At 69.1% G+C, this 26,359-nt stretch carries 23 protein-coding genes and 1 riboswitch; of the genes, 8 read left to right on the forward strand and 15 right to left on the reverse strand.

The window, feature by feature from the left end:
- Positions 1-64: 64 nt before the first annotated feature.
- The 3 genes from RWO82_RS09390 to RWO82_RS09400 form a co-directional block, all read right to left on the reverse strand.
- The gene (locus RWO82_RS09390; protein WP_314426063.1) at positions 65-1,078 is read right to left on the reverse strand and encodes an aldo/keto reductase family protein; all 1,014 of its coding nucleotides are present in this window, start codon (positions 1,076-1,078) and stop codon (positions 65-67) included.
- 135 nt (positions 1,079-1,213) lie between these two features.
- Entirely contained in the window at positions 1,214-2,860 is a 1,647-nt protein-coding gene (locus RWO82_RS09395; RefSeq protein ID WP_314426066.1) for a DUF4407 domain-containing protein, read from the reverse strand.
- A gap of 394 nt (positions 2,861-3,254) precedes the next feature.
- A complete protein-coding gene (locus RWO82_RS09400; protein WP_314426068.1) occupies positions 3,255-3,848 on the reverse strand; it encodes a TetR/AcrR family transcriptional regulator in 594 nt (197 codons plus the stop codon).
- Positions 3,849-3,914: 66 nt separating this feature from the next.
- Here RWO82_RS09400 and RWO82_RS09405 point away from each other — a divergent pair, with 66 nt between their 5' ends.
- A complete protein-coding gene (locus RWO82_RS09405) occupies positions 3,915-4,553 on the forward strand; it encodes an NAD(P)H-dependent oxidoreductase (protein WP_314426070.1) in 639 nt (212 codons plus the stop codon).
- Here the strand turns inward: RWO82_RS09405 and rlmN are convergent.
- On the reverse strand, positions 4,502-5,791 hold the full coding sequence (gene rlmN, locus RWO82_RS09410) for a 23S rRNA (adenine(2503)-C(2))-methyltransferase RlmN (RefSeq protein ID WP_314426071.1): 1,290 nt from the start codon (positions 5,789-5,791) through the stop codon (positions 4,502-4,504). The genes RWO82_RS09405 and rlmN overlap by 52 nt on opposite strands.
- A 70-nt stretch (positions 5,792-5,861) precedes the next feature.
- On the opposite strand from rlmN, the gene RWO82_RS09415 reads away from it, so the two are divergent.
- From RWO82_RS09415 to RWO82_RS09430, 4 genes are read left to right on the forward strand one after another with little or no spacing between them, the layout of a single operon-like run.
- Positions 5,862-6,413 (forward strand): ribosomal protein L7/L12, encoded by a 552-nt coding sequence (locus RWO82_RS09415; RefSeq protein ID WP_314426073.1) that lies wholly within the window; start codon positions 5,862-5,864, stop codon positions 6,411-6,413.
- A 55-nt stretch (positions 6,414-6,468) separates the two neighbouring features.
- The gene (locus RWO82_RS09420; protein WP_314426075.1) at positions 6,469-7,107 is read left to right on the forward strand and encodes a bifunctional 4-hydroxy-2-oxoglutarate aldolase/2-dehydro-3-deoxy-phosphogluconate aldolase; all 639 of its coding nucleotides are present in this window, start codon (positions 6,469-6,471) and stop codon (positions 7,105-7,107) included.
- 10 nt (positions 7,108-7,117) lie between these two features.
- Complete coding sequence (locus RWO82_RS09425) at positions 7,118-7,708, forward strand: ankyrin repeat domain-containing protein (protein ID WP_314426077.1); 591 nt, start codon at positions 7,118-7,120, stop codon at positions 7,706-7,708.
- A 4-nt stretch (positions 7,709-7,712) separates the two neighbouring features.
- Positions 7,713-8,456 (forward strand): sulfite exporter TauE/SafE family protein, encoded by a 744-nt coding sequence (locus RWO82_RS09430; RefSeq protein ID WP_314426079.1) that lies wholly within the window; start codon positions 7,713-7,715, stop codon positions 8,454-8,456.
- Positions 8,457-8,588: 132 nt separating this feature from the next.
- Here RWO82_RS09430 and RWO82_RS09435 read toward each other — a convergent pair whose 3' ends face one another.
- The 3 genes from RWO82_RS09435 to RWO82_RS09445 all read right to left on the reverse strand — a co-directional run bounded on the left by RWO82_RS09435 (position 8,589) and on the right by RWO82_RS09445 (position 11,103).
- Positions 8,589-9,422, reverse strand: coding sequence for an NAD(P)-dependent oxidoreductase (locus RWO82_RS09435; protein ID WP_314426080.1), 834 nt, complete (start codon positions 9,420-9,422; stop codon positions 8,589-8,591).
- A gap of 82 nt (positions 9,423-9,504) precedes the next feature.
- Positions 9,505-10,266: an SDR family NAD(P)-dependent oxidoreductase gene (locus RWO82_RS09440; protein WP_314426082.1), complete on the reverse strand. Its 762-nt coding sequence runs from the start codon at positions 10,264-10,266 to the stop codon at positions 9,505-9,507.
- A gap of 201 nt (positions 10,267-10,467) precedes the next feature.
- The gene (locus tag RWO82_RS09445; RefSeq protein ID WP_314426084.1) at positions 10,468-11,103 is read right to left on the reverse strand and encodes a hypothetical protein; all 636 of its coding nucleotides are present in this window, start codon (positions 11,101-11,103) and stop codon (positions 10,468-10,470) included.
- 139 nt (positions 11,104-11,242) lie between these two features.
- On the opposite strand from RWO82_RS09445, the gene RWO82_RS09450 reads away from it, so the two are divergent.
- Positions 11,243-11,983, forward strand: a complete 741-nt coding sequence (locus RWO82_RS09450) for a phosphotransferase (protein WP_399540744.1) — start codon at positions 11,243-11,245, stop codon at positions 11,981-11,983.
- Positions 11,984-11,992: 9 nt separating this feature from the next.
- On the opposite strand, the gene RWO82_RS09455 is transcribed toward RWO82_RS09450, so the two are convergent.
- The 5 genes from RWO82_RS09455 to RWO82_RS09475 all read right to left on the reverse strand — a co-directional run bounded on the left by RWO82_RS09455 (position 11,993) and on the right by RWO82_RS09475 (position 17,532).
- Positions 11,993-13,285 carry a hemolysin family protein gene (locus RWO82_RS09455; protein ID WP_314426087.1) on the reverse strand — a complete coding sequence of 431 codons (1,293 nt, stop codon included), beginning with the start codon at positions 13,283-13,285 and terminating at the stop codon, positions 11,993-11,995.
- A 94-nt stretch (positions 13,286-13,379) separates the two neighbouring features.
- Positions 13,380-14,417, reverse strand: a complete 1,038-nt coding sequence (locus RWO82_RS09460) for a TerC family protein (protein ID WP_314426091.1) — start codon at positions 14,415-14,417, stop codon at positions 13,380-13,382.
- Between the two features lie 192 nt (positions 14,418-14,609).
- The gene (locus RWO82_RS09465; protein WP_314426094.1) at positions 14,610-15,407 is read right to left on the reverse strand and encodes an energy-coupling factor transporter transmembrane component T; all 798 of its coding nucleotides are present in this window, start codon (positions 15,405-15,407) and stop codon (positions 14,610-14,612) included.
- Entirely contained in the window at positions 15,404-16,786 is a 1,383-nt protein-coding gene (locus RWO82_RS09470) for an ATP-binding cassette domain-containing protein (RefSeq protein WP_314426110.1), read from the reverse strand. The genes RWO82_RS09465 and RWO82_RS09470 overlap by 4 nt, the downstream gene beginning before the upstream one ends.
- 74 nt (positions 16,787-16,860) lie before the next feature.
- Positions 16,861-17,532 carry an ECF transporter S component gene (locus tag RWO82_RS09475; RefSeq protein WP_314426096.1) on the reverse strand — a complete coding sequence of 224 codons (672 nt, stop codon included), beginning with the start codon at positions 17,530-17,532 and terminating at the stop codon, positions 16,861-16,863.
- Positions 17,526-17,635: riboswitch (TPP riboswitch) on the reverse strand. It overlaps the preceding gene by 7 nt.
- Positions 17,636-17,717: 82 nt before the next feature.
- Here RWO82_RS09475 and RWO82_RS09480 point away from each other — a divergent pair.
- On the forward strand, positions 17,718-19,229 hold the full coding sequence (locus RWO82_RS09480) for a D-alanyl-D-alanine carboxypeptidase (RefSeq protein WP_314426097.1): 1,512 nt from the start codon (positions 17,718-17,720) through the stop codon (positions 19,227-19,229).
- Positions 19,230-19,352: 123 nt separating this feature from the next.
- On the opposite strand, the gene RWO82_RS09485 is transcribed toward RWO82_RS09480, so the two are convergent.
- From RWO82_RS09485 to RWO82_RS09495, 3 genes are all read right to left on the reverse strand, one after another.
- Complete coding sequence (locus tag RWO82_RS09485) at positions 19,353-21,587, reverse strand: ABC transporter ATP-binding protein (protein WP_314426099.1); 2,235 nt, start codon at positions 21,585-21,587, stop codon at positions 19,353-19,355.
- On the reverse strand, positions 21,584-23,311 hold the full coding sequence (locus RWO82_RS09490; protein ID WP_314426101.1) for an ABC transporter ATP-binding protein: 1,728 nt from the start codon (positions 23,309-23,311) through the stop codon (positions 21,584-21,586). The genes RWO82_RS09485 and RWO82_RS09490 overlap by 4 nt, the downstream gene beginning before the upstream one ends.
- A 224-nt stretch (positions 23,312-23,535) precedes the next feature.
- A complete protein-coding gene (locus RWO82_RS09495; RefSeq protein ID WP_314426103.1) occupies positions 23,536-24,597 on the reverse strand; it encodes an enoyl-CoA hydratase/isomerase family protein in 1,062 nt (353 codons plus the stop codon).
- A gap of 123 nt (positions 24,598-24,720) precedes the next feature.
- Here RWO82_RS09495 and RWO82_RS09500 point away from each other — a divergent pair.
- On the forward strand, positions 24,721-26,359 hold a 1,639-nt coding region (locus RWO82_RS09500; RefSeq protein WP_314426105.1), incomplete at its 3' end, for an ATP-binding cassette domain-containing protein.

Genomic DNA, 26,359 nt, shown 5'->3' on the forward strand with positions numbered 1-26,359 from the left:
GGCGCATCCGGACATGACGACGGCCGCCGCCCCTCAGGGACGGCGGCCTTCGTCGTGTCGGCTGTCAGACCAGGCGCGCCGACGGCGAGACCGAGTACGTGGCCTCGGCGTCGCGGTTCACCGTGTCACCCAGTGCCTCGTCGATCGCGGACATCGTGTCGGCGTCGAGCGTGACGCCCGATGCCTTGACGGTGTCGGCGAGCTGCTCGGGACGCGAGGCGCCGACCAGCGCTGCGGCGACGTTCGGGTTCTGCAGCACCCAGGCGATCGCGAGCTGAGGCATCGAGAGTCCGGCCTGCTCGGCGATCGGCTTGAGCCGCTGCACCGCGGTGAGGATGTCATCCTGCAGGAAGCTCTTGATGAATTCGGAGCCGCTGTGCGGATCGGTCGCGCGCGAGCCCTCGGGCACGGGCTGGCCGGGCAGGTACTTACCCGACAGCACGCCCTGCGCCATCGGCGACCAGACGATCTGCGAGATGCCGAGCTCTTCGGACGCCGGCACGACCTTGCCCTCGATCACGCGGTGCAGCATCGAGTACTGCGGCTGGTTGGAGATGAGCTGCACGCCGAGCTGCTTCGCGAGCGCGTGGCCCTCCCGCAGCTGCTCGGCCGTCCACTCCGAGACGCCGATGTAGAGCGCCTTGCCCTGGCGGACGACGTCGGCGAACGCCTGGAACGTCTCCTCCAGCGGAGTCTCGTAGTCGAAGCGGTGCGCCTGGTAGAGGTCGACGTAGTCGGTGCCGAGGCGCTTCAGCGAACCGTTGATCGATTCGAGGATGTGCTTGCGGCTCAGCCCGGTGTCGTTCGGCCCCTTGGGACCGGTCGGGAAGTAGACCTTCGTGAAGATCTCGAGGCTCTCGCGGCGCTGACCTTGGAGCGCCTTGCCGAGCACGACCTCTGCCGCGGTGTTCGCGTAGGTGTCTGCCGTGTCGAACGTCGTGATGCCGGCGTCGAGCGCCGCGTGCACGGTCTTGACCGCGGCTTCGTCGCCGACCTGCGAAGCGTGCGTGACCCAGTTGCCGTAGGTGATCTCAGAGACCTTGAGACCGCTGTTGCCGAGATAGCGATAGTTGACCATGGTCCAACGCTACCGGCCGCGTCGGACAGTCGGGCCGGATCGCCGTGACCGGTCTCAGCGATCCGTCCGTGTGCGTCGCGAGGGCGAACACGTCCGCTCCTCGACGCGGACTCGACGCGGACTCGACGCGACGCGTCAGCTGCGGGATTCGACCAGCTGCTCCTGCTCCTCGAGGGTCTGCGCCTGAGCGCGCTTCTCCGCGAGCTCGCGCTCCTCGACCCGGGCCCGCTCCTCGGCGGCCTGGGCCGCTTCCCTGCGCTCCGCGCGGGTCTGGGGCTCTGCCGCTCCGGCATCCGCCTGCATCCCCTGCGACTGCACGGTCACGATCGCCGCACGGTCGCGGAACCCCTCGGCGGTGACCTTGTCGAGCGCGACCTGCTTGCGGATCGCCAGGGCCTTCTCGTACAGCGACGGGTCTCCGTACGAGGTCAGCACCTTCACGAGCACGGGCAGCAGCTCGATCATGAAGAACAGAGCGGCGATCAGGATGTGCGCCCACAGAATCGTCGGCTCCTTCTCGCTCAGGCGGTTGAGTCCGCTGATCTGACTCAGCAGGCCGATCGCCCCCGCGTTCCCGGATGCGACCGATTCGGCTCGGGCGTTGTAGGCCGCGAGCGCCGCGTCGTAGCTGTCGCGCGCGGCGGGCAGCTGCGACTGCGCCTCTTCGCGGTTCTGGGCCTCCGACGTGCTCGTGTTCTCCTTGGCGGCGGTGCCCGCGGCAGCGAGCTCTTCGTTGGCCGTGCGCAGCTGCGCGGCGAGCGCGTCGTACGTCTGCTGCGCCTCGGCGAGCTGTGCCTGCGCGGCATCCGAGCTCGCACCCTCGCCGTTCACGCCGGTGCATCCGGGAACCGTGCCCGCCCCGTCGCCGGTGAGCTCGCACTGGTAGAGCACTCGCGCCTGGTCGATCACGGACTGCTGTGCGGTCATCTTGGCGGTGAGATCGTCGACCGTGGCCTGCGCCGCGGATTCGGTCGCCGACGACGAATCGGTGCCGGCGACGATACCGGTGGCCGCCTGGTTCTCGAGCTCGGCGACCCGGTCGGAAGCGGCATCCAGCGCCTTCTTCTCAGGGCCCGTCTCGAGCGCGTCCTGGTCGGCCTGCGCCTGGGTGATGTTGGTGGAGGCGACCTCGCGCGCGATGTCGTTGTGGAAGATCTGCAGCACGAGCGGTTCGGCGACCACGAAGCCGATGATCGCCGCCATCACCACGCGGGGGATCGCCAGACCGATGAGCTTCCACACGTTGCGCGTCGACGTCATGGTCGAGGTGAGGAAGCGATCGAGGTTGAAGATGATGAGCGCCCACACGACCGCGAGCGGAACCGCCAGCCAGATCGCCGCCTGCACACCCGTCGTCAGGGCGAAGAGCATCGAGATCGCCGAGACCAACGCGGTGCCCGCCAGCACGAAGAACATCTGCACGAAGCGCGGGGTCTCGCCGGGAACACGGTCGAGGATCTCGCCCTCGGCGCCACCGAGGATCGCGAGCGTGCGCAGGCGCGAACCCGGCACACGCGGCTTGCGCTCACGCGGCTGACGGCGGGGCCTCGGCTCACGCACGGGCGGGGCGGATGCCGCAGCATCCACCTCCTGCTCCTGCTCCTGCTCCCGCGCGGCCGCCGGAGCAGCTGCTGCCTCGGACGGCGGCGGCGTCAGGTCGGCGCCCGTGGGCTCGTACGCGCGCAGGAAGTCGAGGTCGTCCGTGTCAGCGTTCGGGTCGCTGTCGAGGATGATCCGACCCTGCGAATCGAACCGTCCGGGGCGGTGGGCAGAATAGGGCATCCCGACAATCTACGAAACGTCGCCTGTGGAAAACGTGGACGAACCCTGTGTTTCCGCCCCCTGTCGCAGGCCCAGGCCCGAGGCCCGAGGCCCGCGACCTGAGGCCTGGCCCTCGAGGCGCCACGCCTCATATGGCACCTCGCGCCGCCATCCACCCCAGAAACCGACAACAGGTGCCCACCCAGCGCCAACCCACCCCTCCCACATGGCACCTCATGTCGCCAAGTGCCCCGAGTACTGACGCCAGGTGCCAACCCAGCGACAGCACGCCCCTACCCTCGTCTCACCTGGCACCTCACGCCGCCACACACCCCACGAACCGACACCAGGCGCCAACCCGAGCGGCGCTGCAGAGCCCCCTCAGCCCTCAGCCCTCGCCCCTCAGCCCCAGCCCTCAAGCCCTCAAGCCCTCAGCCTCAGCCCTCGGCCTCAGCATGCGTGCGAGGGCGTCGGCGTTGGCGGCGAGAGCGTCGTCAAGGGAGAAGTGGCCGGCCGCGCACAGTGTGCCGAGGCCGTGCACGAGGCCCCACACTCCGGTGACGCTCTGCGCTTCGAGGCCGGCTGCCACGGATGCCGTCGAGAGCAGTTCTTCGAGTTCGTCGATCAGCGGGGCCATGGTCTCGCTCGGCTCACCGGGGATGCACACGGTGGGGTCGTAGATCACATCGAACCCGTGCGGATGCTCGACCGCGTAGCGGATGTATGCGGCGCCTCCGTCGATCAGGGCGGATGCCGGGTCGGCGGCTCCCTCGATCGCGATGCGCACGGCGGCGACGAGATCGGCCATGCTCCTCTCGGCGAGCACCTTGAGCAGCCCGCGCCGGTCGGAGAAGTGGTGGTACGGCGCGTTGTGACTCACGTCCGCGGCGCGCGCGACCTCACGCAGGCTGATCTCCCCCGCGGGCTTCTCGGCGAGCAGCTGCATCGCCGCCGCCTCGAGCGCATGAGCGAGGTCGCCGTGGTGGTAGCCGGATCGGGAACTTGACACAAGCAACATTGTTGCCTATCTTGACAGTGTCCACCAAAGCTTGACACTGTCAACACAGGAGTCCGCATGCCATCCGCACTGATCATCGACGGCCACCCCGACGCCAGGTCGCTCACCGCCGAGCTCGCTCGCCGCTATGCCGCGGCGCACGGTGACGCCCGCATCCTCGCGCTGCGCGACCTCGAGTTCGATCCGTCGCTGCGCTTCGGGTACCGCGAGCGCATGCAGCTCGAACCCGACCTCATCGACGCCAAGCGCGCCCTCGCCGAGGCCGCGACGGTCGCCGTGTTCACCCCGCTCTGGTGGGGCTCGGTGCCCGCGCTGCTCAAGGGCTTCTTCGACCGGGCGCTGCTCCCGCAGCAGGAGTACCGCTACACGAAGCTCGGCCTCCCCGAGGGGCTCCTCACCGCCCCGAAGGGCCGCCTGTTCCTGTTGGCCGACACCCCGTGGTTCCTGACGCCCCTCACCGGACTGCCCGCGCAGACGCACGTCGCCCGCGGGACCCTACGCTTCTGCGGCGTGCGCTCGGTGCGCACAACCCGGATGCTGGGCGTCAAGGACGCGAGCCCCGCGCGCATCGAGTCCTGGCTCGCGCGCGCCGAGTCACGCGGTCGCCGAGACGGCCTCCGCGATCGAGGTCGCGGCGCGGAGACTCAGGCCATCGCGGCGGACGCCGCCTCGTCCTCTGTCGTCGCGACGAGCTGACCGCACGCACCGTCGATCTCCTTGCCACGCGTGTCGCGGAGCGTCGTCGGGATGCCGGCGTCGTTCAGGCGCCGCACGAACTCGTTCTGCACCGAGGGCTCGGACGAGGTCCAGATCGACCCGGGCGTCGGGTTCAGCGGGATCGGGTTGACGTGCACCCAGCCGCGGCCGCGCTCGTTGAGCTTGTCGGCGAGCAGGTCGGCACGCCACGCGTGGTCGTTCATGTCTTTGATCAGGGCGTACTCGATCGAGACACGGCGGCCGGTCTTGGCGTAGTAGTCGTAGGCGGCATCGAGAGCCTCGTCGACCTTCCAGCGCGAGTTCACCGGGATGAGCTCGTCGCGCAGGTGGTCGTCCGGCGCATGCAGCGACAGTGCGAAAGTCACGGGGATGCCTTCGTCGGCGAGCTTCTTGATCGCCGGCACGAGTCCGACCGTCGACACCGTGATTCCGCGGGCGCTCATCCCGAGGCCGTCGGGCTGCGGAGCGACCATGCACCGCACCGCATCCATCACGCGCTTGTAGTTGGCGAGCGGCTCGCCCATGCCCATGAAGACGATGTTGGAGACGCGCTCCATCGAGTGATCGTCGGCCTTCTTGCCGCCGAGGCCGCCCTCGGCGATCAGGCGGTTGGCGCGGACGATCTGCTCGATGATCTCGGCCGTCGACATGTTGCGCGTGAGCCCGGCCTGGCCCGTCGCGCAGAACGGGCAGTTCATGCCGCATCCGGCCTGCGACGACACGCACAGCGTGATGCGGCCGGGGTAGCGCATGAGCACCGACTCGACGAGGGCGCCGTCGTGCAGACGCCACAGGAACTTGATCGTGTCACCGCGATCGGTCTCGAGGCGACGCACCTCGGTCAGCAGAGGCGGCAGCATGCCGGCGACGAATTGCTCGCGGGTGTCGGCCGGAAGGTCGGTCATCTCGGCGGCATCCGACGTGTAGTGGCGGAAGTAGTGCGTCGAGAGCTGCTTCGCGCGGAACCCGGGCAGGCCGAGTTCCTTGACCTTCTCGATGCGCTCGGCCGGGGTGAGGTCGGCGAGGTGCACCGGCGGCTTGCCGCGCTTGGGGCTCGCGAACTGCAGCAACGGCCGCCCCTCGGCGTCCTTCTGCTGCGTCCACCCCTCGGTCGCGGGACGCACCTGCGCACCGCCGGTGGTTCGGACCGCCCCCGAACGGGACGACGCGGGTGCCGTGGCGGGGCGCGTCTCGCGCGTGCGGGGAGTCTCGGTCATACCTCCAGGGTACCGGCGACCGGATGGGAGACGGCTGGGGCGAGGAAGACCCCGTCCCTAGACTGAGCCCATGGAGTTCGTCCTCTGGACCGGAATCGTCATCGTGGTCGTCGCCGTCGGGGCGGTCATCATCGCCGCGGCGCTCCGCGGCATGCGTCCGCAGGTGCCCGACGCCGGCGTCTCCCGCCCCTCTCCTGCACGCCGCGGCTCGGCTCCTGCCACCTCGACGATCGCTCCCACCGCCGGACTGAGCCCCGAGGTGACGGCCGAGATCGACCGCCTCGTCACGGCGGAACAGAAGATCCGCGCCATCAAGGTGTACCGCGAGCACACGGGCGTGGGACTGCAGGAGGCGAAGGACAGGATCGACCACTGGTCGGTCAGCACGACCGCGCCGCACACCGCGGCGGTGTCGCACGCTTCCGCCGCCCACTCGTCGATCACGGCGACGGCCGCGACGGTACGCGCGGGCCTGCCGGCCTCGGTCGCCGCGGAGATCGACGCCTTCGTCGCATCCGACCAGCAGATCCGCGCGATCAAGCTGGTCCGTGAGCAGACCGGTCTCGGACTCAAGGACTCGAAGCAGATCGTCGAATCCTGGCCGCACCCGCATCGGCGGTGATCGCCGCCTGCCGGAGTCGGGAAGAATGAGGGGATCCCCCGAAGAAGGAGCCTCGATGCCCGATCGTCTCGACCGCGCCCGCCGCACCGGAGTGCTGGCCGTTCTGCGCGCCCCGTCCCCCGAGCTCGCGCTCGAGGCGTCGGAGGCGATCATCCGCGGTGGGGTGACCGGCATCGAGGTCACCTTCTCGACCCCCGACGCGCCCGCCGTGATCCGTGAACTCATCGCGCGTCACGGCGATGCGGCCTACGTCGGCGCCGGTACCGTGACGACACCCGCGCAGGCGGCAGCCGCGGTCGATGCCGGTGCCGAGTTCCTCGTGAGCCCCGGGACTCTCCCCGCCCTGACCCGCGCCATGCTCGACACGGGCCGTGTCGTCATGACCGGGGCGATGACGCCCACCGAGGTGATGAGTGCGCTGGAGCTCGGCGTCGACGTGGTGAAGATCTTCCCCGCATCGCTCGGCGGTCCGTCGTACCTCGGTGCGCTGCGCGGCCCCTTCCCGGATGCTCCGCTGATGCCGACCGGCGGCGTGACGCCCGACAACCTCGCCGACTGGTTCCGTGCGGGCGCCGTGGCGGTCGGCGCCGGCGGCGACCTCGCGAACGGGGCATCGATCGCGGCGTCCGAGTGGGCCGACATCGAGCAGCGCTCGGCGCGCTTCGCAGCGGCGCTGGCTGCCACGCGAGCCTGAGGGATCGATCATGCCCGGCAGCACTCGTGATCTTCTCACCGCCGCCTCCGTGGGCGACGCCGACGCTGTGCGCGCGGCGCTGGAGGCGGGTGCCGACATCGAGGCACGGGGCGACGGAGGCATGACGGCGCTCGTGACCGCGACCAAGGCGAACCGCGTCGACGCCGCGCGGGCGCTGATCGAGGCCGGCGCCGACGTGAACGCGAAGGACGACATCCAGGACTCGGCCTACCTCTACGCCGGCGCCCGCGGATATGACGAGATCCTGCGGCTCACCCTCGAACACGGCGCCGACCTGGCCAGCACGAACCGCTTCGGTGGCACGGCGCTGATCCCGGCATCCGAGCGCGGATTGCTCCCGACTGTGAAGATCCTTCTCGGGGCGGGCGTGGATCCGAACCACGTCAACGACCTGAACTGGACGGCCCTGCACGAGGCGATCGTGCTCGGCGACGGCTCGGACGCCTATGTCGAGGTCGTACGCGCCCTGATCGGCGGCGGCGCCGACATCACGATCCGCGACGGAGACGGGGTCCTGCCCGTCGACCTCGCGACGGCTCGCGGCTATGACGCGATCGCCGCGCTGCTGGAACGACGATGAGCCGGTGATCGACCTCGCACCCCTCGCCTGGGCGGCGCTCGCGCTCGCGGCGATCACGATCGGCATCTCGAAGACGGCGCTGCCCGGCGGCAGCATCCTGGCGATCGCTCTCTTCGCGACCGTGCTGCCTGCCCGCACCTCGACCGCCGCGATGCTTCTCCTGCTCATCGTCGGCGATGTGTTCGCCCTGATCACGTACCGACGGCACGCGCACTGGCCGACCCTGCTGCGGCTCGCTCCCGCGGTCGTCGCCGGGCTGCTCGTCGGCTTCGCGTTCCTCGCGCTCGCGGGCGACGGCATCGTCCGCCGCGCGATCGGCGTGATCCTGCTCATCATGATCGCTGTCACCCTGTGGCGGCGCTGGAGGCAGAACCGAGCCGCCGCGCACGAGCCCGGCGGCCTGCTGCTCTCCGGTGTCTACGGCACGCTCGACGGCTTCACGACCATGGTCGCCAACGCCGGCGGACCCGTCATGTCGATGTACTTCCTCGCCACCCGCACCCCCGTGCAGGTGTTCCTCGGCACCTCGGCGTGGTTCTTCGCGATCATCAACCTCCTGAAGATCCCCTTCCTCGCCGGTCTCGGCCTGTTCGAGGGACAGGTGCTGCTGATGGATGCGGTGCTCGCGCCGCTCGTGGTGCTCGGCGCCCTCGCCGGCATCCGTCTCGCGAAGCGCATGGACCAGGTGCTGTTCGATCGCATCGTGATCGCTCTGACGATCGCCGGCGCCGTCTACCTGCTGTTCTGACCCGCCGCGGTACTTCGCCGGAGAACGCAGACGGATCGCCTTTCGTTCGGCCAGACGGCGCGCCGAGCCGACGGGCCGCGCCTCGCCTCCGTTCTCCGACGGGGAGGGCGGGCGGACGCGGACCGCCGACGCTCAGTCGAGGAAGATGTCGGGGAACAGGCGGTCGTCGGGAGTTCCGGGCACCGCGGCGTAGCGCGAGAAGTCCGTGACTCCGTCGGCCTCGAGCACGTCTTCGACGATGAGCGACTGGCCCGTGTACTCGGTCGCGGGCTTGCACAGCACGGCGTAGGCGGCGTCGGCGTAGATCTCCGGCGTGCGGCTCGCGGCCATGACCTTGTCTCCGCCGAGCAGGTTCTGCACAGCGGCCGTCGCGATGGTCGTCCGGGGCCACAGCGTGTTCGCGGCGATGCCGTCGCGTGCGAACTCCGCCGCGAGGCCGAGCGTCACCATCGTCATGCCGAACTTCGCCAGCGTGTACCCCGTGTGCGCACCGAGCCACTTCGGCGTCGGGTTGAGCGGCGGCGACAGCGACAGGATGTGCGGGTTCTCGGCATCCTTGAGCATCGGCACCGCGGCACGCGAGAGCATGAACGTCCCCCGGACGTTGACGTCCTGCATCAGGTCGTACTTCTTCGCGCCCAGGTCGAGCGAGCGCGACAGGTCGATGACGCTGGCGTTGTTGATGACGATGTCGATGCCGCCGAACTCGCCCTGGGTCTTGAGCACGGCCTCGGTGATGTCGTCGTCGTCGCGCACATCGCCGACGATCGGCAGCGCCTGCCCGCCAGCGGCCCGGATCTGCTCGGCGGCGCTGTGCACGGTCCCCTCGAGCTTCGGATGCGGAGTGTCGGTCTTGGCGAGCATCGCGATGTTCGCGCCGTCGGCCGCGGCCCGCAGTGCGATCGCCAGGCCGATGCCGCGGCTGCCGCCGGACATGAGGATGGTCTTTCCTGCCAGTGTGCTCATCAGCCACCTTCTCGTTCGAGTCGCTTACTTTGCAGTTGTTCTGCCCGAATCGTGCAAAGTGCGCGATTCGAAAGCCGGGAGGTCACTTCGGGGCCATGCGGATCGCACCGTCGAGGCGGATCGTCTCGCCGTTGAGGTAGCCGTTCTCGACGATCTGCTGCACGAGCGAGGCGTATTCCGCGGGCCGTCCGAGTCGCGAGGGGTACGGCACCTGCTGGCCGAGCGAATCCTGCGCCGCCTGCGGCAGACCCATCAGCATGGGAGTCTCCATGATCCCCGGGGCGATCGTGCAGACGCGGATGCCGTAACGGGCGAGCTCTCGTGCGACGGGCAGCGTCATGGCGTGCACGCCGCCCTTCGAGGCCGCGTACGCGGGCTGGCCGATCTGTCCGTCGAAGGCGGCGACACTCGCGGTGTTGACGATCACGCCCCGATCTCCGCCCTCCGCGGGGTCGTTCTTCGCCATGACGGCCGAGGCCTGCGAGAGCACGTTGAAGGTGCCGACGAGGTTGATCTTCACGATGCGCTCGAAGTCGGCGAGCACGGCAGGATTGCCGTCGCGATCGATCACCTTGGCGGGCGGCGCGATGCCGGCGCAGTTCACGACGATGCGCAGTGGGGCCTTCGACTGCGCCTGGGCGACCGCCGCTGCGGCGTCGTCTGCGCTCGTCACGTCTCCCCCGGAGAAGGTTCCACCCAGCTCGGCGGCGATGTCGGCGCCGGAAGACGACGGCAGGTCGAGGATCGTGACGACGGCCCCTGCTGCGGCGAGCGCGCGGGCGGTGGCGAGGCCCAGGCCTGACGCCCCGCCGGTGATGAGAGCACTCGAGCCCTGGATCTGCATGCGGTTCTCCTTCGAAACGTGCGACTCAGTGTCAGCTTAGCTGATCCGCAGTCTCACACTGGATGACATCCGATCGAGCCCGCAGATCGTGACCGAGCCTACGCGGAGTCGCCCGCAGGCGCACCGAAGGGGAGGGTCCCCCACGGACCCTCCCCTTCGATTCGGCGCATCACCGGAGGATGCGCCGCCCCAGGAGATCGATCAGACGTCGATCTGCCCGGCGATCGCCTTGAGCTTGTGCCGAGCGAGCGCCAGATTCGCCGAGGTCTTGGTGAGCACCAGGTAGATGAAGAGCCCGTTCGCGTTCGACGTGTTGAGCACATTGATCAGGTGGTACTGCGAGGTCAGGGTGATGAGGATGTCATCGATCTCGTCGGTGACGCCCAGATCGCGCATCGTGACGAGCTTCGCCCGCACGACGTTGGAGTTGCCGGCCGCCGCGATGCCCAGGTCGAACGAGGGATTCCCGCCCTGCGCCAGGGCCATGCCGCTCGCGTAGTCGACGATGGCGGCGCCGGTCGCGCCCTCGATGGCGAGCAGCTGCTGCAGCGCGTCGTCCAGTGAGCTCATGTTCGGGTACTCCTCTGTGGTCAGGGCGGTCTCGGGGTGCTCGGACTCGTGCGCGATGCGGGGAGCGCCGGCGTCAGCCTGCAGCCACTTCACGAACTGGTCGAGATCCTGTTCATCGGCGCCGGGCGGGGGATCCGCCTGCACCGTCGGGAGGTCGACCGTGAGTCGTTCTGAGGCGTCGGCGTCTGCGGTCGCGGGAGTGGACGACGGCGCATCGGCATCGCTGCCGTGGCGTCGCCACCACTGAGACCGGGACGAAACGCGCACGGAGACCTCTGGTGTGTGATCGGTGTGATGCGGCCGCAGAGCGCGACCGGGACCGACACTAATCGAAGGTCAGGAGGCAAATCCGGGAGTATTCACGTATTCCGATATACGTTCCGATGCCGCCTGCCAGGATGGAGTCGTGAACCTGCCGCTCGCGTCCTTCCCGCCCGCCTCGACCCCGGTGCCGGACGTCGTCCGACGTCTGGCCGGACGAGCCCGGCTCGAGCCCGTCTGGCTCAACGGCATCGGCGGTCTCACGTTCCGCACCGACGACGGGCGCTACATCAAGTGGGGCCCGCACGACCTCGAGGCGACCATGCGCGAAGAGGCCGACCGGATGCGCTGGGCGCGACGATGGATCCCGGTGCCCGTCGTGCTCGATCAGGGTTCGGACGCCGAGCACGAATGGCTCGTGACCGCGGCGCTGCCCGGTCGCAGCGCCGTCGACCCTCGATGGCGCGACTCGCCCGAGCTCGCGGTCCGCGCCGTCGGCACGGCGCTGCGGGCGCTGCACGATGCGCTGCCCGTCGACCAGTGCCCGTGGACCTGGGATCCGGCGTCGCGCATCGACAACGCCCGCTCTCGCGGTGTCACCGTGCCCGAGGACCTGACGGTCCCACCGTCGCCCGATCGTCTCGTCGTCTGCCACGGCGATGCCTGCATGCCCAACACGCTCCTCGACGACGACGGTCGGCCACTCGCGCACGTCGACCTCGCGGCGCTCGGCGTCGCCGATCGCTGGGCGGACATCGCGGTCGCCTCGATGAGCACAGGGTGGAACTACGGTCCCGGATGGGACGATGTGCTCATCGAGGCGTACGGCGTCGAGCCCGATCAGGCGCGCCTGGAGTACTACCGGCGCCTCTGGAATGAGACCTGAGCCGAGCGCTCAGGCGGTCGCCGCTGCGGCATCCGGCTCCTCGTGGAGCGCCACCCGGATCTCGGCGATGCGTCGACGATCGACCGCGGTCACACGGATCGTCGCCCCGGGCACCTCGACCGTGTCGCCGACCACCGCGAGGCGTCCGAGCATCTCGGTCACGAAGCCCGCGACCGTGTCGGAGGCGCCGCGCGGCAGCGCGATCCCCGTGATCTCGGCGAAGTCCTGCAGATTGAGGCGGCCGTCGAGCGGTCCGCCGGCATCCGACATCCGGTCCTCCGTGTCGTACTCGTCGAAGATCTCGCCGACGACCTCCTCCACCAGATCTTCGAGCGTGACGATGCCATCGGTGCCGCCGTACTCGTCGACGACCACCGCGATCTGGTGCCCCGCGGCACGCATGCGGGTGAGCGTCGGCAGCACGCCCGCAGTGGAGGGCACGTACTCGACGGGACGCATCAGGCCGAGCACTGCCCGCGTGGAATCCTCTGCGGCGGCCTCGAACAGGTCGCGCACGTGCACGAATCCCACGATGTCGTCGAGTGAGGCGTCGGTCACGGGGTAGCGCGAGAACGGCAGCTCGCGCACCTGCACGATCGCCTCGGCGACCGACGCGGAGCCGTCGAGCGCCACGACCTCGGGGCGGGGTCGCATGACCTCGCTGACCTGTCGGCCGCGCAGCGACAGCACATCGTCGAGGATGCGCCGCTCGTCGTCGGGGAGGCTCTGGTGCGTCGCGACGATGTCGCGCAGCTCCTCCTCGCTGAGCTCGTCGGCCGCCTTGTGCGGGTCGCCGCCCAACAGGCGCACGACGGCGTTCGTCGACACCGAGAGCAGCCAGATGACGGGCCGCATGATCGTGGCGAAACCGTCGAGCACCGGGGCGACGGCGTAGGCGAACTGCGCGTTGCGCTGAATCGCGAGGCGCTTGGGCACCAGCTCGCCGAGCACGAGCGACAGGTACGCGATCACCAGGGTCAGCAGCACGGTCGCCGTCGTCATCGCCAGCGCCTCGGGGAGGCCCCAGCTCTCGAGCAGCGGAGCGACCGACGGGGCGATCGAGGTGGCGCCGTACGCGGCGGAGGCGAATCCCGCCACCGTCACACCGATCTGCACGGCGGAGAGGAAGGTGTTGGGGTTGCGCGCGAGGCCGGCGACCTTCTCGCCGCGCCTGCCTCGAGCCGCGATGGCGTTGAGCTGGCTCTCTCGCAGAGTGACGAGAGCCATCTCGGTGGCGGCGAACACGCCGCCGACGAGGACGAACACGAACACCAGAGCGATGTTCAGAGCGAGGTCGCCCATCAGCGGGTCACCTCGCGAGGTGAGGAGCTGCCCGAGGTCTTTCGGGCGCCGGGTCTATCGGGGTCTGCGGACGCGTCTGAACGGCGCGACTGGTTCACGAGTGTTCCTTATGGGTGTCGGTGGTGAGGGGTGCAGAGGTCGAGGGAGCGCCGTCGAGCGCGTCGCGCCTGTCGTCGCGGCGGGTCTTCATGAGGCTCGCGACCGTGGCGACCGCGATCGTCGCGCCGATGAACACGAGCGAGAACCAGATCGGGATCTCGGGGGCCCACAGCATCGGCTCGCCGCCGTTGATGAAGGGCAGCTCGTTGACGTGCATGGCGTGCAGCACGAGCTTGACGCCGATGAAGGCGAGGATGACCGCGAGGCCCTGCGCGAGGTACACCAGGCGCTCCAGCAGGCCGCCGATGAGGAAGTAGAGCTGGCGCAGACCCATCAGCGCGAAGGCGTTGGCGGTGAAGACGATGTACGCCTCTTCGGTCAGTCCGTAGATCGCGGGGATCGAGTCGACCGCGAAGATCAGATCGACGAAGCCGATGGCGATGATCACGAGGAACATCGGGGTGAAGAACCGCTTGCCGTCGCGCTGCACGGTGAGGCGATCGCCGTTGTACTCGTCGCTCACCGGCAGGATGCGGCGCACGAAGCGCATGAAGCGTCCGTTCGCGGGGTTGTGGTCGCCCTCCGCGAAGGCCTGGCGGTAGGCGAGGAACAGCAGCAGCGCGCCGAACAGGTAGAAGATCCAGGAGAAGTTCTCGATCAGGGTCGCACCGAGGGCGATGAAGCCTCCACGCATGATCAGCGCGATCACGATGCCGATCATCAGCACCTTCTGCTGATACATCCGCGGCACCGCGAAACCGGCCATCACGATCAGGAAGACGAAGAGGTTGTCGATCGACAGCGCCTTCTCGGTGAGGTATCCGGCGAAGTACTCGCCACCGTACGTCCAGCCGGACACGGTGCCGATGCCGACTCCGAAGAGCAGCGCCAGACCGATGTAGAACGCCGACCAGCGGGCGGACTCGCCGATGGTGGGCTCATGCGGCTTGCGGACGTGCGCGAAGAACTCGTACACGAAGAAGGCGATCGTGACGGCGATCGTGATGATCCACACGAGGGGGGTGATGTTCAAGGGGTCTCCAGAGACGAGGCGTGACGATGTCGACGCCAAGGTCTTCTCCATCCTCGCGAACGAGAACCGGGGACCCGGGATGCAGGGACATCCGTAATGACGAGCCGCCCGTGGTGGAGTACTCCCCTTGGGTTCACTCGATGGTAGCGAATACTCCGGCATCCCCGCTATGAGAATGCTGAGTACGGGCAGTCAGACCGTCGGACCCAGGATGAAGTTCCACGATCCCGTCGCCACGGCCACGGCGATCGCGATCGCGGGTATGACCGCCGCAGCGATCACGAGCAGAGTGTCCCGATGGTCCCACGTCGACTCGCGGGCCCACGACCTCGGCGCGGTGCCCCCGAAGCCGCGCGCCTCCATCGCGGTCGCGAGCGACGACCCTCGACGGATCGCGAGCACGAACAGCGCGAACGCCATGCCGAACATGCGCCGGATCCGTCCCTCGTCGGCCACTCCGCGCGCGCGTCGGGCCAGCGCCAGGGCACGCCAGTCCTCGGTGAGCAGCCCCAGCATCCGCATGCCGGCGAGCGCGCCGACGACGAACCGCGCCGGCAACCGCACGCGCTGCGCCAACCCGTCGGCGAGATCGGTGGGATCGACCGTGACGAAGAGCACGACCGCGGGCAGGCCGATCGCGAGCACACGCACGGCGGTCGCGGCGGCCAGGGCAAGGGATCCGTCGCTGATGCGCACGACGAACCATTCGACATGGACCGTTCCGCTCGTCGCGCCGTAGAGCGCGATCGTGACCGCGCCGAGAGGGGCCGCGATCCACAGCACTGCGGTGCGGGTCCAGAACTCTCTGGCACCCAGCCCCGCGAGCAGCAGCAGCGGGATCTCGAGAAGCAGGGCGACGCAGGCCGAGACGACGTCGATCGACAGCACGAGCGGCAGAGCGATGAGCAGCGCGGCGGCGAGCTTCGCGAGCGCAGAGCGCGGCGCGATGGGGCCGCCGCGATCGACGCGCGCGGTCAGGGGATCAATCACAGGCCCACCTCGATGCGGCGTGCGCGCAGCGCGTCGAGCACCGCGCGGTCATGGCTGATCGCGACCACGGCCGTGCCCTCGTCGCGGAGCCTCGCGATGAGACCGACGAGCTCGGCCCAGGTCGTGGCGTCCTGCCCGAATGTGGGTTCGTCGAGCACCAGCATCCGCGGGCGGGTGGCGAGGGCCGCCGCGACCGTGAGCCGCCTCTTCTCTCCACCCGAGAGCGTGTAGGGGTTGGCCTCGGCCAGTGCGGTCAGCCGCAGCCGCTCCAACAGCTCGTCCACGCGCGCGTCGATCTCTCTCGCGTCGAGCCGCAGCGCGCGCGGACCGACCGACAGCTCCTCGCGCACGGTCTTCGCGAGCAGCTGGTGCTCGGGGGTCTGCAGCACCGTGGCGATGCGGGTGAGCAGCGCCCGCGACGACCAGCGGAACGGGTCGCGCTTCTCTCCCGCCGCGAGCGCGGGGGATGCGTCCACCGAGCCGTCCTCGGCCGGAATGAGCCCTGCGAGGGTGAGTCCGAGCGTCGACTTCCCTGCTCCGTTCGGCCCGGTGATGCCGAGCGCCTCGCCCGCGCGCACCTCGAGCTCGAAAGGACCGGCGACGGCGAGTCCGCGTCGCCGCGCCACTGTGAGCCCGCGGGCCTCGACCAGGACCTCCCCCGGCTGCTGCGCGGGAGCAGGCGGGTACGCGGGCGGGTGTCCGGGGACCCACACGCCCGACTCCGCCAGCTCGGCACCGCGCGCGCCGAGCACCTGCTCGGGCGTGCCGTCGGCCAGCACGATCGTGCCGTCGAGATCTGCGCCCAGCACGACCACGCGCGTGACGAGCGGCAGCCAGACGTCGATGCGATGCTCGATCACCACCAGGGTCGCGCCCGTCGCGTCGAGCGCCGACGCCACGGCATCCCGCACGTCCGACACCCCCTGCGGGTCGAGGTTGGCCGTCGGCTCGTCGAGCAGGATCGCCCCCGGCTGCATCGCGAGCACTCCTGCGAGCGCGAGCCGCTGCTTCTGCCCGCCCGAGAGCGCGGCCGTCGACCGGTCCAGGGGGACGTCGAGCTGCACGGCATCCAGAGCCCGGTGCACCCGCTGCCAGATCTCGTCGCGCGGGACGCCGAGGTTCTCGCATCCGAACGCCACGTCGTCGCCGACCCGCGCAAGGATCGTCTGCGTGTCGGGATCCTGCAGGACCATCCCGACGCGCCCGCGCGCGGCGCTCGGAGCGATCCCGTCGACCAGCAGCGCTCCGTGCGTCTCGCCCTCGTCTGCTCCGCCGAGAACGCCGCCGAATCCCTGCAGCAGGGTCGACTTCCCCGACCCGGACGCGCCGAGCAGGAGCACGCGCTCCCCCGGTTCTATGCGCAGATCGACCTCGCGCACGGCCCACCGCCGCCTCGTCGCATACCGCCACCCCCAGCCGCGTGCGTCGAGGGTGGCGGCGCCGGTGGCCGCGGTCACACTCGTGCGGTGACCTCGCGTCCGGCGGCGAACCTGCTCAGGGCTCCCGTCGCAGCGAGGCCTCGAGCGATCAGCCACGCGCCCAGCCCGGCGATCACGGCTCCCGAGATGGTGGTCGAGACGATGTAGACGGTGGTGAAGAGCGTGTCGGCGCCCGCGTACCAGAGGATGCGGTCGTTGATGCCGCACGCGAGTCCGGCGCCCGCTCCTGCGAGCATCGCGACCGGCAGCCGCCAGACGCCGTAGAGGAACAGGAGGAAGATCAGCTCCGCCCCGAGACCCTGCACCAGACCCGACACGATCGTGAGCGGGCCCCAGGCGTTGCCGACCAGTGCCGAGATGATGGCGGCGACGAGCTCGGTGTAGAGCGCCGCACCCGGCTTGCGGATGATGAGCCCGCCGAGCACGCCGGCGATGAGCCACGGCCCGGCCAGCAGCCCCTGCACGCCCGGCAGGAGCGGAGTGAGGAAGGTGCTCGGAATCTCGTAGCCGACGTTCCAGAGCAGGAAGATCACGGCGCAGGCCACGGCGATGACGCTCGCCACGACGATGTCGACCACCCGCCAGCGCCAGAGTTCGGGACGCGCCAGCCCCCTCGACGGGCGAGCTTCGGCGGATGCCGCTGCGGATGCCGATCCTGTGGGGGATCCGGACGTGGATGTGCTCATTGAATGCTCCTCCCTGCGCTGGCATTACCCAGATCAGGTTCGACGGTCGAAGCGCGATTCGCTCCCTCTCAGCCCGGCTCGCCGGACTCCCGTGGTTGTGATGTCGATCATACCCAGTGCCGACACTCGCGTCTTCTCCTGGTGCAGCGCCCGGGATCCCCGCTCTGATTCGGTACCGTGAGGAGGTGACCGCTCCAGACTCCGCCGAGGCCACCTCAGACGAGCGCGCTTCGGACGCGCCCGCCGACGCCGACAGTCACGGCGACGACCTCGACGAGACGTCCGGTGCCGCGGCGGACGCATCGTCGGGCCGCGAGCCGGACGCGCAGTGGGCTGAGGCCGGACGAGGGGCGACCGCGCTCACCTGGATAGATCCGGTCGTGATCGCGCAGACCTCGGCGACCGCGGCTCTCGATGACGACGCCTATCGCAGCGAGGGCGGGGGCGCGCTGCTGCGCGACGCCCACCTGCGCTCCCGCTTCACCACGCCCGGGATCCTCGTCCCTCTGGCTCTGGTGGTCGGCCTGGTCGGCGCGTATGCAGGATCGACCCTGCTCTGGCCGCTGCACGAGGTCTCCCCGACCGTGCAGGCGGCTCCCACGACCGCTGTCGCCGCGCTGCCCGCCGACGTGCTCTGGCCCGCCCAGGGAAGCGCAGCCGTCGGCATCACCGGCCTCGGCACCACGACGTCGTCGGCTGATCCCGCTGCGATCGCGAGCATCACGAAGGTCGTGTCGAGCCTGATGGTGCTCGACCGCATGCCGCTCGCGGTCGGTGAGCAGGGCCCGGAGTTCGGATTCACCGGAGCCGACAACCTCGAATACTGGGACTATCGCCGACTCGATCAGTCGGCGCTCGACGTGCCGGTGGGCGGCGTGCTGACCGAATACCAGCTGCTGCAGGGCACTCTGCTCGGCTCGGCGAACAACTACATCGACCGGCTCGCACAGGAGATCTGGGGCTCGAACTCGGCGTTCGCCGACGCTGCCGCGACCTGGTTGAGCGATCGCGGGCTCGACGACATCACGATCGTGACCCCTTCGGGATTCGACGACCGCAACACCGCGACGCCCCAGTCGCTCATCGCGCTGGCGGAGATCGCGATGCAGAATCCTGTCTTCGCCGAGATCGTCGCGACCCCGTCGGTCGATCTGCCCGGCGCCGGAACCGTGGTCAACACGAACGGGATGCTCGCGGATGCCGGTGTCGTGGGGGTCAAGACCGGCACGCTCGGCGACAGCTGGAACCTGCTGACGGCGAAGGACATCACGGTCGACGACACGACCGTGCACCTCTTCGCGAGTGTGCTCGGTCAGAGCGACGACGAGCAGCGCCTGGCCGAGACCCGCGCCCTGCTCGCACAGGTCGAGACCGCTCTCGACGCGCAGGAACCCGTGCTGACGAAGGGCACCACCGTCGGCACGGTGTCGACGATCTGGGGTTCAGCGGTCGATATCGTGACCGACGCTGATGCCGGGGTGGTGCTGTGGAACGGCGTCGCCGCCGAGATCACTCCGTCGTTCGAGCTGGGCGAAGAGCGCGAGTCAGGCGATCACGTCGGCACCCTCACGAGCGTGGGACCGCTGAACACGACCTCGACCCCGCTCGTCCTCGCCGAGGACCTCGAGGGCCCCAGTCCGTGGTGGCGTCTGACGCACCCGCTCGAGCTCTTCGGCCTCTCCGACGCCCCACGCTGAGTGGCGACGCCGACGTGCCGCGCGGCCGTCGTACCGTGCGACCCCGACGATGCGACGACGCCGCTCCCGAATGAGGGAGCGGCGTCGTTCTGCCTGCACGTGCGGAGCACTCCGCTCGCTCGGTCAGGAGCCTTCTGACTGCGGCCGTTCGACCACTGCCTGCGCATCGGCCGCTGCCGCCGCCGGTGCGGACACACCGACCGCGGCACCGATCTGAGCCGCTGTCGCAGCTTCTTCGGCGTCACCGCTGACCATCACCGGCGTCGAGCCCGTGAGAGCGTCTTCGGCATCGATATCGGTCGCCGCCTGCTCGAACTGCGACTGGTACAGACGCCAGTACGCGCCCTGCGCCGCGATCAGCTCCTCGTGCGTGCCCTTCTCGACGATGTCTCCGTGCTCCATCACGAGGATGAGGTCGGCGTCGCGGATGGTCGACAGACGGTGAGCGATCACGAACGACGTGCGTCCCTGTCTCAGTGCCGCCATCGCGTGCTGCAGCAGCACCTCGGTGCGGGTGTCGACCGCCGATGTCGCCTCGTCGAGGATCAGGATCGACGGCTGTGCGACGAATGCGCGCGCGATCGTGATCAGCTGGCGCTCTCCCGCCGAGACGTTCGAGGCATCCTCGTCGAGCACCGTGTCGTACCCGTCGGGAAGAGAGCGCACGAAACGGTCGACGTATGTCGCCTTTGCCGCATCGAGAACCTCGTCGTCGGTCGCCGTCGAGCGTCCGTATCGGATGTTCTCGCGGATGCTGCCCGCGAACAACCACGGGTCCTGCAGCACCATGCCGGTGCGTGAACGCAGCTGGTCACGGGTGACCCCGGAGATGTCCTGACCGTCGAGCAGGATGCGCCCGCCGTTCAGTTCGTAGAACCGCATGATCAGGTTCACGAGCGTCGTCTTGCCTGCTCCGGTGGGCCCGACGATCGCGACGGTCTGCCCGGGCTCGACGCGGAACGAGAGGTCGGTGATGAGCGGACGATCGGGCGTGTACGAGAACGCGACGTTCTCGAACTCCACGACACCCTTGCCGTCGGCGAGTGCCGGAGCATCCGCGTCGTCGGCCTCCTGCTCCTCGGTGTCGAGAAGCTCGAACACCCGCTCGGCCGACGCCGTTCCCGACTGCACCACGGCAGCCATGCCGCCGAGTTCCGACAGCGGCTGCGTGAACTGCTGCGAGTACTGGATGAACGCCTGCACATCGCCGAGGCGCAGCTGTCCGCTCGCGACCATGAGACCGCCGAGCACGGCGATGCCCACGTACGTGAGGCTCCCGACGAAGGTCATCGCCGGCATGATGATGCCCGAGAGGAACTGTGCCTTGAAGCTCGCCTGGAACAGCTCTTCGTTCTCCCCCTTGAATTTCTCGAGGGCGTCCTGCTCACGACCGAAGACCTTCACGAGCGCGTGACCCGAGAACGCCTCCTCGACGCGGGCGTTCAGGCGCCCCACCTTGCGCCACTGCGTGCCGAAGGCCTTCTGCGACCGCGGTCCGATGACACCGAAGATCACGCCCATCAACGGGAGGGCGATGAGCGCGACCAGGGCGAGCTGCCACGAGATGGAGAACATCAGCACGAGCACGCCCACGACCGTGAGAACGGCCGTGATCGCACCCGACAGCGATTGCTGCATGGTCTGCGTGATGTTGTCGATGTCGTTCGTGACGCGCGAGATCAGGTCGCCGCGCTGCACCTTGTCGAAGTACGACAGGGGCAGGCGGTTGATCTTCGCCTCGACCGACTCGCGCAGGCGCCACATGGTGCGCACCATGATGACGTTGATCACATAGCCCTGGATCCAGCTGAGGAAGGCTGCCGTGACGTAGATCGCGAGGACCGCGATGATGACCCACCGCAGCGCCTCGAAGTCGACGCCGTCGCCGACCTGGAAGCTGCCCAGTGCCGCGACCTGGTTCGCGAAGTCGTCCTGTCCGCCCTGGCGGAGCGCGGCGACCACGTCGTCCTGGGGCGTGCCGGCGGGGAAACCGGGGAAGTCGCCGTTCGGCATCCCGAGCTGCACCGAGATGAAGCCCTTGTAGATGAGGTTCGTGGCTTCGCCGAGCACCTTCGGCGCGGCGACCGTCAGCACCACGCCGATCGCACCCGCGATCGACACGAGGATGAACCACACGGCCGACGGCTTGAGCAGGCCGATCATCCGGCTGAAGCTCTTGCCGAAGTTGTCGGCCTTGCCCGGTGCGACGCTGTCCCAGCCGCCGCCGTCCTGACGTGCCTTCTCGGCGAGCTCGGCCTCGTACTTCTCTTCCTCGGTCAGTTCGGGCTCGACCGTCGCGGCGGCGCTCACCTTGGCCGCGCGCCCTCGACGTACCCTGGGCTCGTTCTGCTCGCTCATGCGTCCACCCCCAGCTGCGACTCGACGATCTCCCGATAGGTCGTGCTCGTCTCGAGGAGTTCTTCGTGCGTGCCGACGCCGACCATGGTTCCCCCTTCGAGCACGACGATGCGATCCGCATCGGTGATGGACGAGACGCGCTGCGCGACCACGATCTTCGTGACATGCGGCAGCTCGCGCCAGAGAGCCTGTCTCAGGCGGGCGTCCGTCGTGAGGTCGAGAGCCGAGAACGAGTCGTCGAACACGAGGATCTTCGGCTGTCGCACGATCGCGCGTGCGATCGCGAGGCGCTGACGCTGGCCCCCCGACACGTTCGTGCCGCCCTGCGTGATGCGGGAGTCGAGCCCCTGCGGCATCTCCTCGACGAAGTCGCGACCCTGGGCGATCTCGAGCGCGTGCCAGAGTTCTTCGTCGGTCGCGTCCTCGCGCCCGTATCGGAGGTTCGACGCGACCGTGCCGGTGAAGAGGAACGGACGCTGCGGCACCAGGCCGATGGTCGCCCAGAGAGCCTCCACGTCGGCGTCGCGGACGTCGGTGCCGCCCACGAACACGACGCCTCCCGTGGCATCGAACAGACGCGGGATGAGAGACACGAGGGTCGTCTTGCCCGCTCCGGTCGAGCCGACGATCGCCACGGTCTCACCCGGCTCAGCCGCGAAGCTGATGCCGGTGAGCACGGGGGAATCGGCCCCGGGGTACGTGAACTCGACGTCGTCGAACGCGACGGATCCCGGAGTCGGGAAGTCGGTGACGCCGTTGACCGGCCGCTCCATCGTCGACGTCGTGTCGAGAACCTCCCCGATGCGCTCCGCCGAGACCGCGGCGCGGGGGATCATGATCGCCATGAAGCTGGCCATGATGACGCCGCCCATGATCTGACCGATGTACTGCATGAAGGCGAAGATCGTGCCGACCTGCACGGTGCCGCTGTTGACCTCGATGCCGCCGAACCACACGACAGCCACGACCGTGACGTTGAGGATCAGCATGAACAGCGGGAACAGGAGCACGAACAGTGATCCGACCTTGCGTCCGACGACCATGATGTCGGTGTTCGCCTCGCGGAAACGCTCTTCTTCGATGCGCTCACGCACGAACGCCCGGACGACGCGCACACCGGTCAGCTGCTCGCGCATGACCCGGTTCACGGTGTCGAGCTTGCCCTGGTAGCTGCGGAACAGCGGCACCATGCGGCTCACGACGATCCCGGCCACGATCAGCAGCAGCGGCACGGAGACCGCGATCAGCCAGCTGAGCCCGATGTTGGTCTGCACGGCGAAGATGATGCCGCCGATCGCGAGGAGCGGCGCGGTGACGAGCATGGTGGCGCCCATCATCGCGAGCATCTGGACCTGCTGCACGTCGTTCGTGTTGCGGGTGATGAGGGAACCCGCTCCGAACTGCGAGACCTCGCGCTCGGAGAATCCGCTCACCTTGCCGAACACGTCGGCACGGATGTCACGGCCGGCACCCATCGACGCACGGGCGGCGAAGTATGTGGCGATGACCGAGGCGATGATCTGACCGAGGGAGACCGCGAGCATGAACAGACCGGTACGCCAGATGTAGTCGGTGTCGGACTGAGCGACGCCCTTGTTGATGATGTCTTCGTTGAGGCGCGGGAGATACAGGGTCGCGATCGCGCTGGCGAACTGGAAGACCAGCACTGCCAGCAGCAGCCACCTATATCGAGCGAGATAGCGGACGAGAATTTTTCCCAGCACAGGCCGACTTTCTAGGAAGGATGAAGTGGGAGATCTCTCGGCGGACGGACGCGGGCCGAGGATCACGCACATGCACAGGGTGCCACGAACCACCGACTTTCGGATCCCCCTGTGGGTGGACCTTCGCTCACAGCGAACCATTACGCGCTCTGACCGGTGATTTCTGTCCTGCGTCCAGAAGCGTGGGACGAGAACGACGCGCCTCGCTCCGGCGCAACTCGCCCTCAGAACAGAGGAGGCTCCGGCACATAGTCGCGTGCCGGGGCGCCTGCGTCCGGCTCGAGCTCCGCGAGTGTCGGGGGGTCCCACCGCGGGTTCCGATCCTTGTCGACGAGCTGAGCCCGAATGCCTTCGACAAGATCGGGGTGCTGCGTCACGAACCACATGACCCGCCGGTACTCGCCTTCCAGAGCTGCGCGCAGGCCGGGCAGCTCGCGCGCTTCGCGCACGGCGTCGAGCGTCACGGCGAGGCCGGTCGGCCCCAGGTTCTCGAGCAGATCGGCCGTGGTCGCGGCCTCCGGCTCGTCCCGCTCGCGCAGCCGCGAGACGATCTCCGCGACCGTGTCGGCCGAGAACGCATCGTCGATCCATCCCCGCGACGCAGGCAGCGTCGAGGGCTCGGGCGTCTCGTCGAAGAGCAGCACGATCTCGGCGGGCCCGGTCGGGTCGGCGCGATAGGCGAGCGCTTCGCGCAGTGCCCCGAGGCGCTCCGACGGCACGACATGGTCGGCGAAACCGAGCAGAACCGCATCCGCGCCGTTCATCGTGGCGCCGGTGAGACCGAAGTACTCCCCGAGGCGACCGGGTGCGCGTCCGAGGAGCCAGGTCCCGCCGACATCAGGGGTGAACCCGATGCGCGTCTCGGGCATCGCGAGCTTCGACCGCTCGGTGACGATGCGGATCGACGCATGGCCCGACAGTCCGACTCCGCCACCCATCGTGATCCCGTCGGCGATCGAGACGACCGGCTTGGGGTACTCCGCGATCATCGCGTTCAGCGCGTACTCGGCGCGGAAAAACTCGGCCGTCTCCTCGGCGCGTCCGGCCACGATCTGCGCGTGCAGGGCCCGGACATCGCCGCCGGCGCACATGCCGCGTTCGCCCTCGCCGTCGATGAGCACGATCTGCACGTCGCTGTCGGTGCGCCATCGATCGAGCGCATCGGCGAGCATGCGGATCATCTCGATGTCGAGCGCGTTGATCGCCTCCGGGCGGTTGAGAGTGAGTCGACCCAGCGCGCCTTCCGTGCGGACGAGGACGCGGGACGAGACGGTGGAATCGGTCACGGGTGTCAGGCTACCCGCTCGATCGGGTCTTGCGATGAGCCGGAATGATGAGGTAAATGCGCGATCCGAGCGCTTTTCCGGCAGGATAGACGGAACTGCCCATTTTCCAAGGAGAGGTCGCGGATGCCCGACGGACAGGTGCTCGAGTTCACGCGCGTGACGAAACGCTTCAACGAGGTGACGGCGGTCTCGGATTTCTCCGCGCGGATCGAGCCCGGAGCGGTCACCGCCTTCCTCGGCCCCAACGGCGCCGGCAAGACCACGAGCCTGCGCATCCTGCTCGGCCAGGTGCGGGCGACGAGCGGCACGGCGACCATCGGCGGCGCTGCGTATTCGGAGCTGCGCAACCCACTGCGCACGATCGGCTCCGTGCTCGAGGAGACGGCCTACCGTCCGCGCCGTTCTGCGTCCCGACAGCTCACGATCGCCGCCAAGGCGAACGGCATCCCGCTCTCCCGGGTCGATGAGGTGCTGTCGCTCGTGGGCCTGGAGAACGAGGCGGAAGGACGCATCGGCAGCTTCTCGCTGGGCATGCGCCAGCGCCTGAGCGTCGCCCACGCACTGCTCGGCGACCCCGGCGCCCTCGTGTTCGACGAGCCCGCGAACGGACTCGACCCCGAAGGCATCCGGTGGATGCGGCTCCTGATGCGTCGTCTCGCCGACGAGGGACGCACGGTCCTCGTCTCGTCTCACGTGCTGAGCGAGGTCGAGCAGGTCGCCGACAACGTCCTCGTGCTCTCGCGCGGTCAGCTGATGCTCTCCAGCGGCATCGAGACGCTCGCCGACCCGTCGTCGGGGGCTGTCGTGGTCGACGCCGCAGATCGCGCCGCCCTCACCGCCGCGCTGTCGGCCGGCGGTTTCGAGGTCGAGGTGCTGCGCTCCGGCCTCACGGTGCGCGGCGGCGACGCGGGCACCGTCGGGGCGATCGCCGCCGAGGCGGGAATCGCACTGACCACGCTCGTGCAGCGGGGACCCACGCTGGAGGACATCTTCATCGAGCTGGTGCGGGGCGGCAAGCATGCGCCCCGAGAGGTCGCCACCACGGCGATCGCTCTGCCCGCGCCGGAGAAGGACGACGCTGCGACCGACACCGAGGCCGCGGCTCCGCAGCACACGAGCGACGAGGCCGATGCGACGCAGGCCGATGCCGGCGAGGCATCGATCGCTACCGCGCATGCCCCCGAGGGGTCCACTGCTGCCGCGGTGCTCGCCGACGTGTCGGCAGACGCCGCTGCGAACGATGCGGAGGCTCAGCACGGGACCGACGACACCGACCGCGACGAGGCTCCCGCCCCCTCCGCCGAACCGTCGTTCGACGACATCCTGTTCGGCACCGGGACCGAGCAGAACCCGGCAGCGCTCGAATCGGACCAGGCGGATGCAGACGGCGACGAGCACTCGGGACTCGAGGCCTTCTCCGACCTCGACGTCGACACCACCGAGGATGACGCGGAGGCCCCTTCCGACGTGGAGCCCTCCACCGATGGCGAGGACGACGCCGACCCGCGCTCCGAGGCCGTCAGTTCGATGCTCGCCGCCGCAGCGCGTGCGTATTACGAGGACGAGCCGAAGCAGTACCCTTTCGCGGCAGGCGAGGGTGAGGCGGAGGCGCACGGCGATTCCGGGTCTGTCGACGCGTCTACCGCGGCGGACGACTCGGAGAGCGCCGAGCACCCCGAGGGCGAGCACCATGAGCACCGCGAGGGCGAGCACCACGAGCACCACGAGGGCGAGCACCACGAGCACCACGAGGGCGAGCACC

It is taken from the genome of uncultured Microbacterium sp. (genome assembly GCF_963521645.1).
GTDB lineage: Bacteria > Actinomycetota > Actinomycetes > Actinomycetales > Microbacteriaceae > Microbacterium.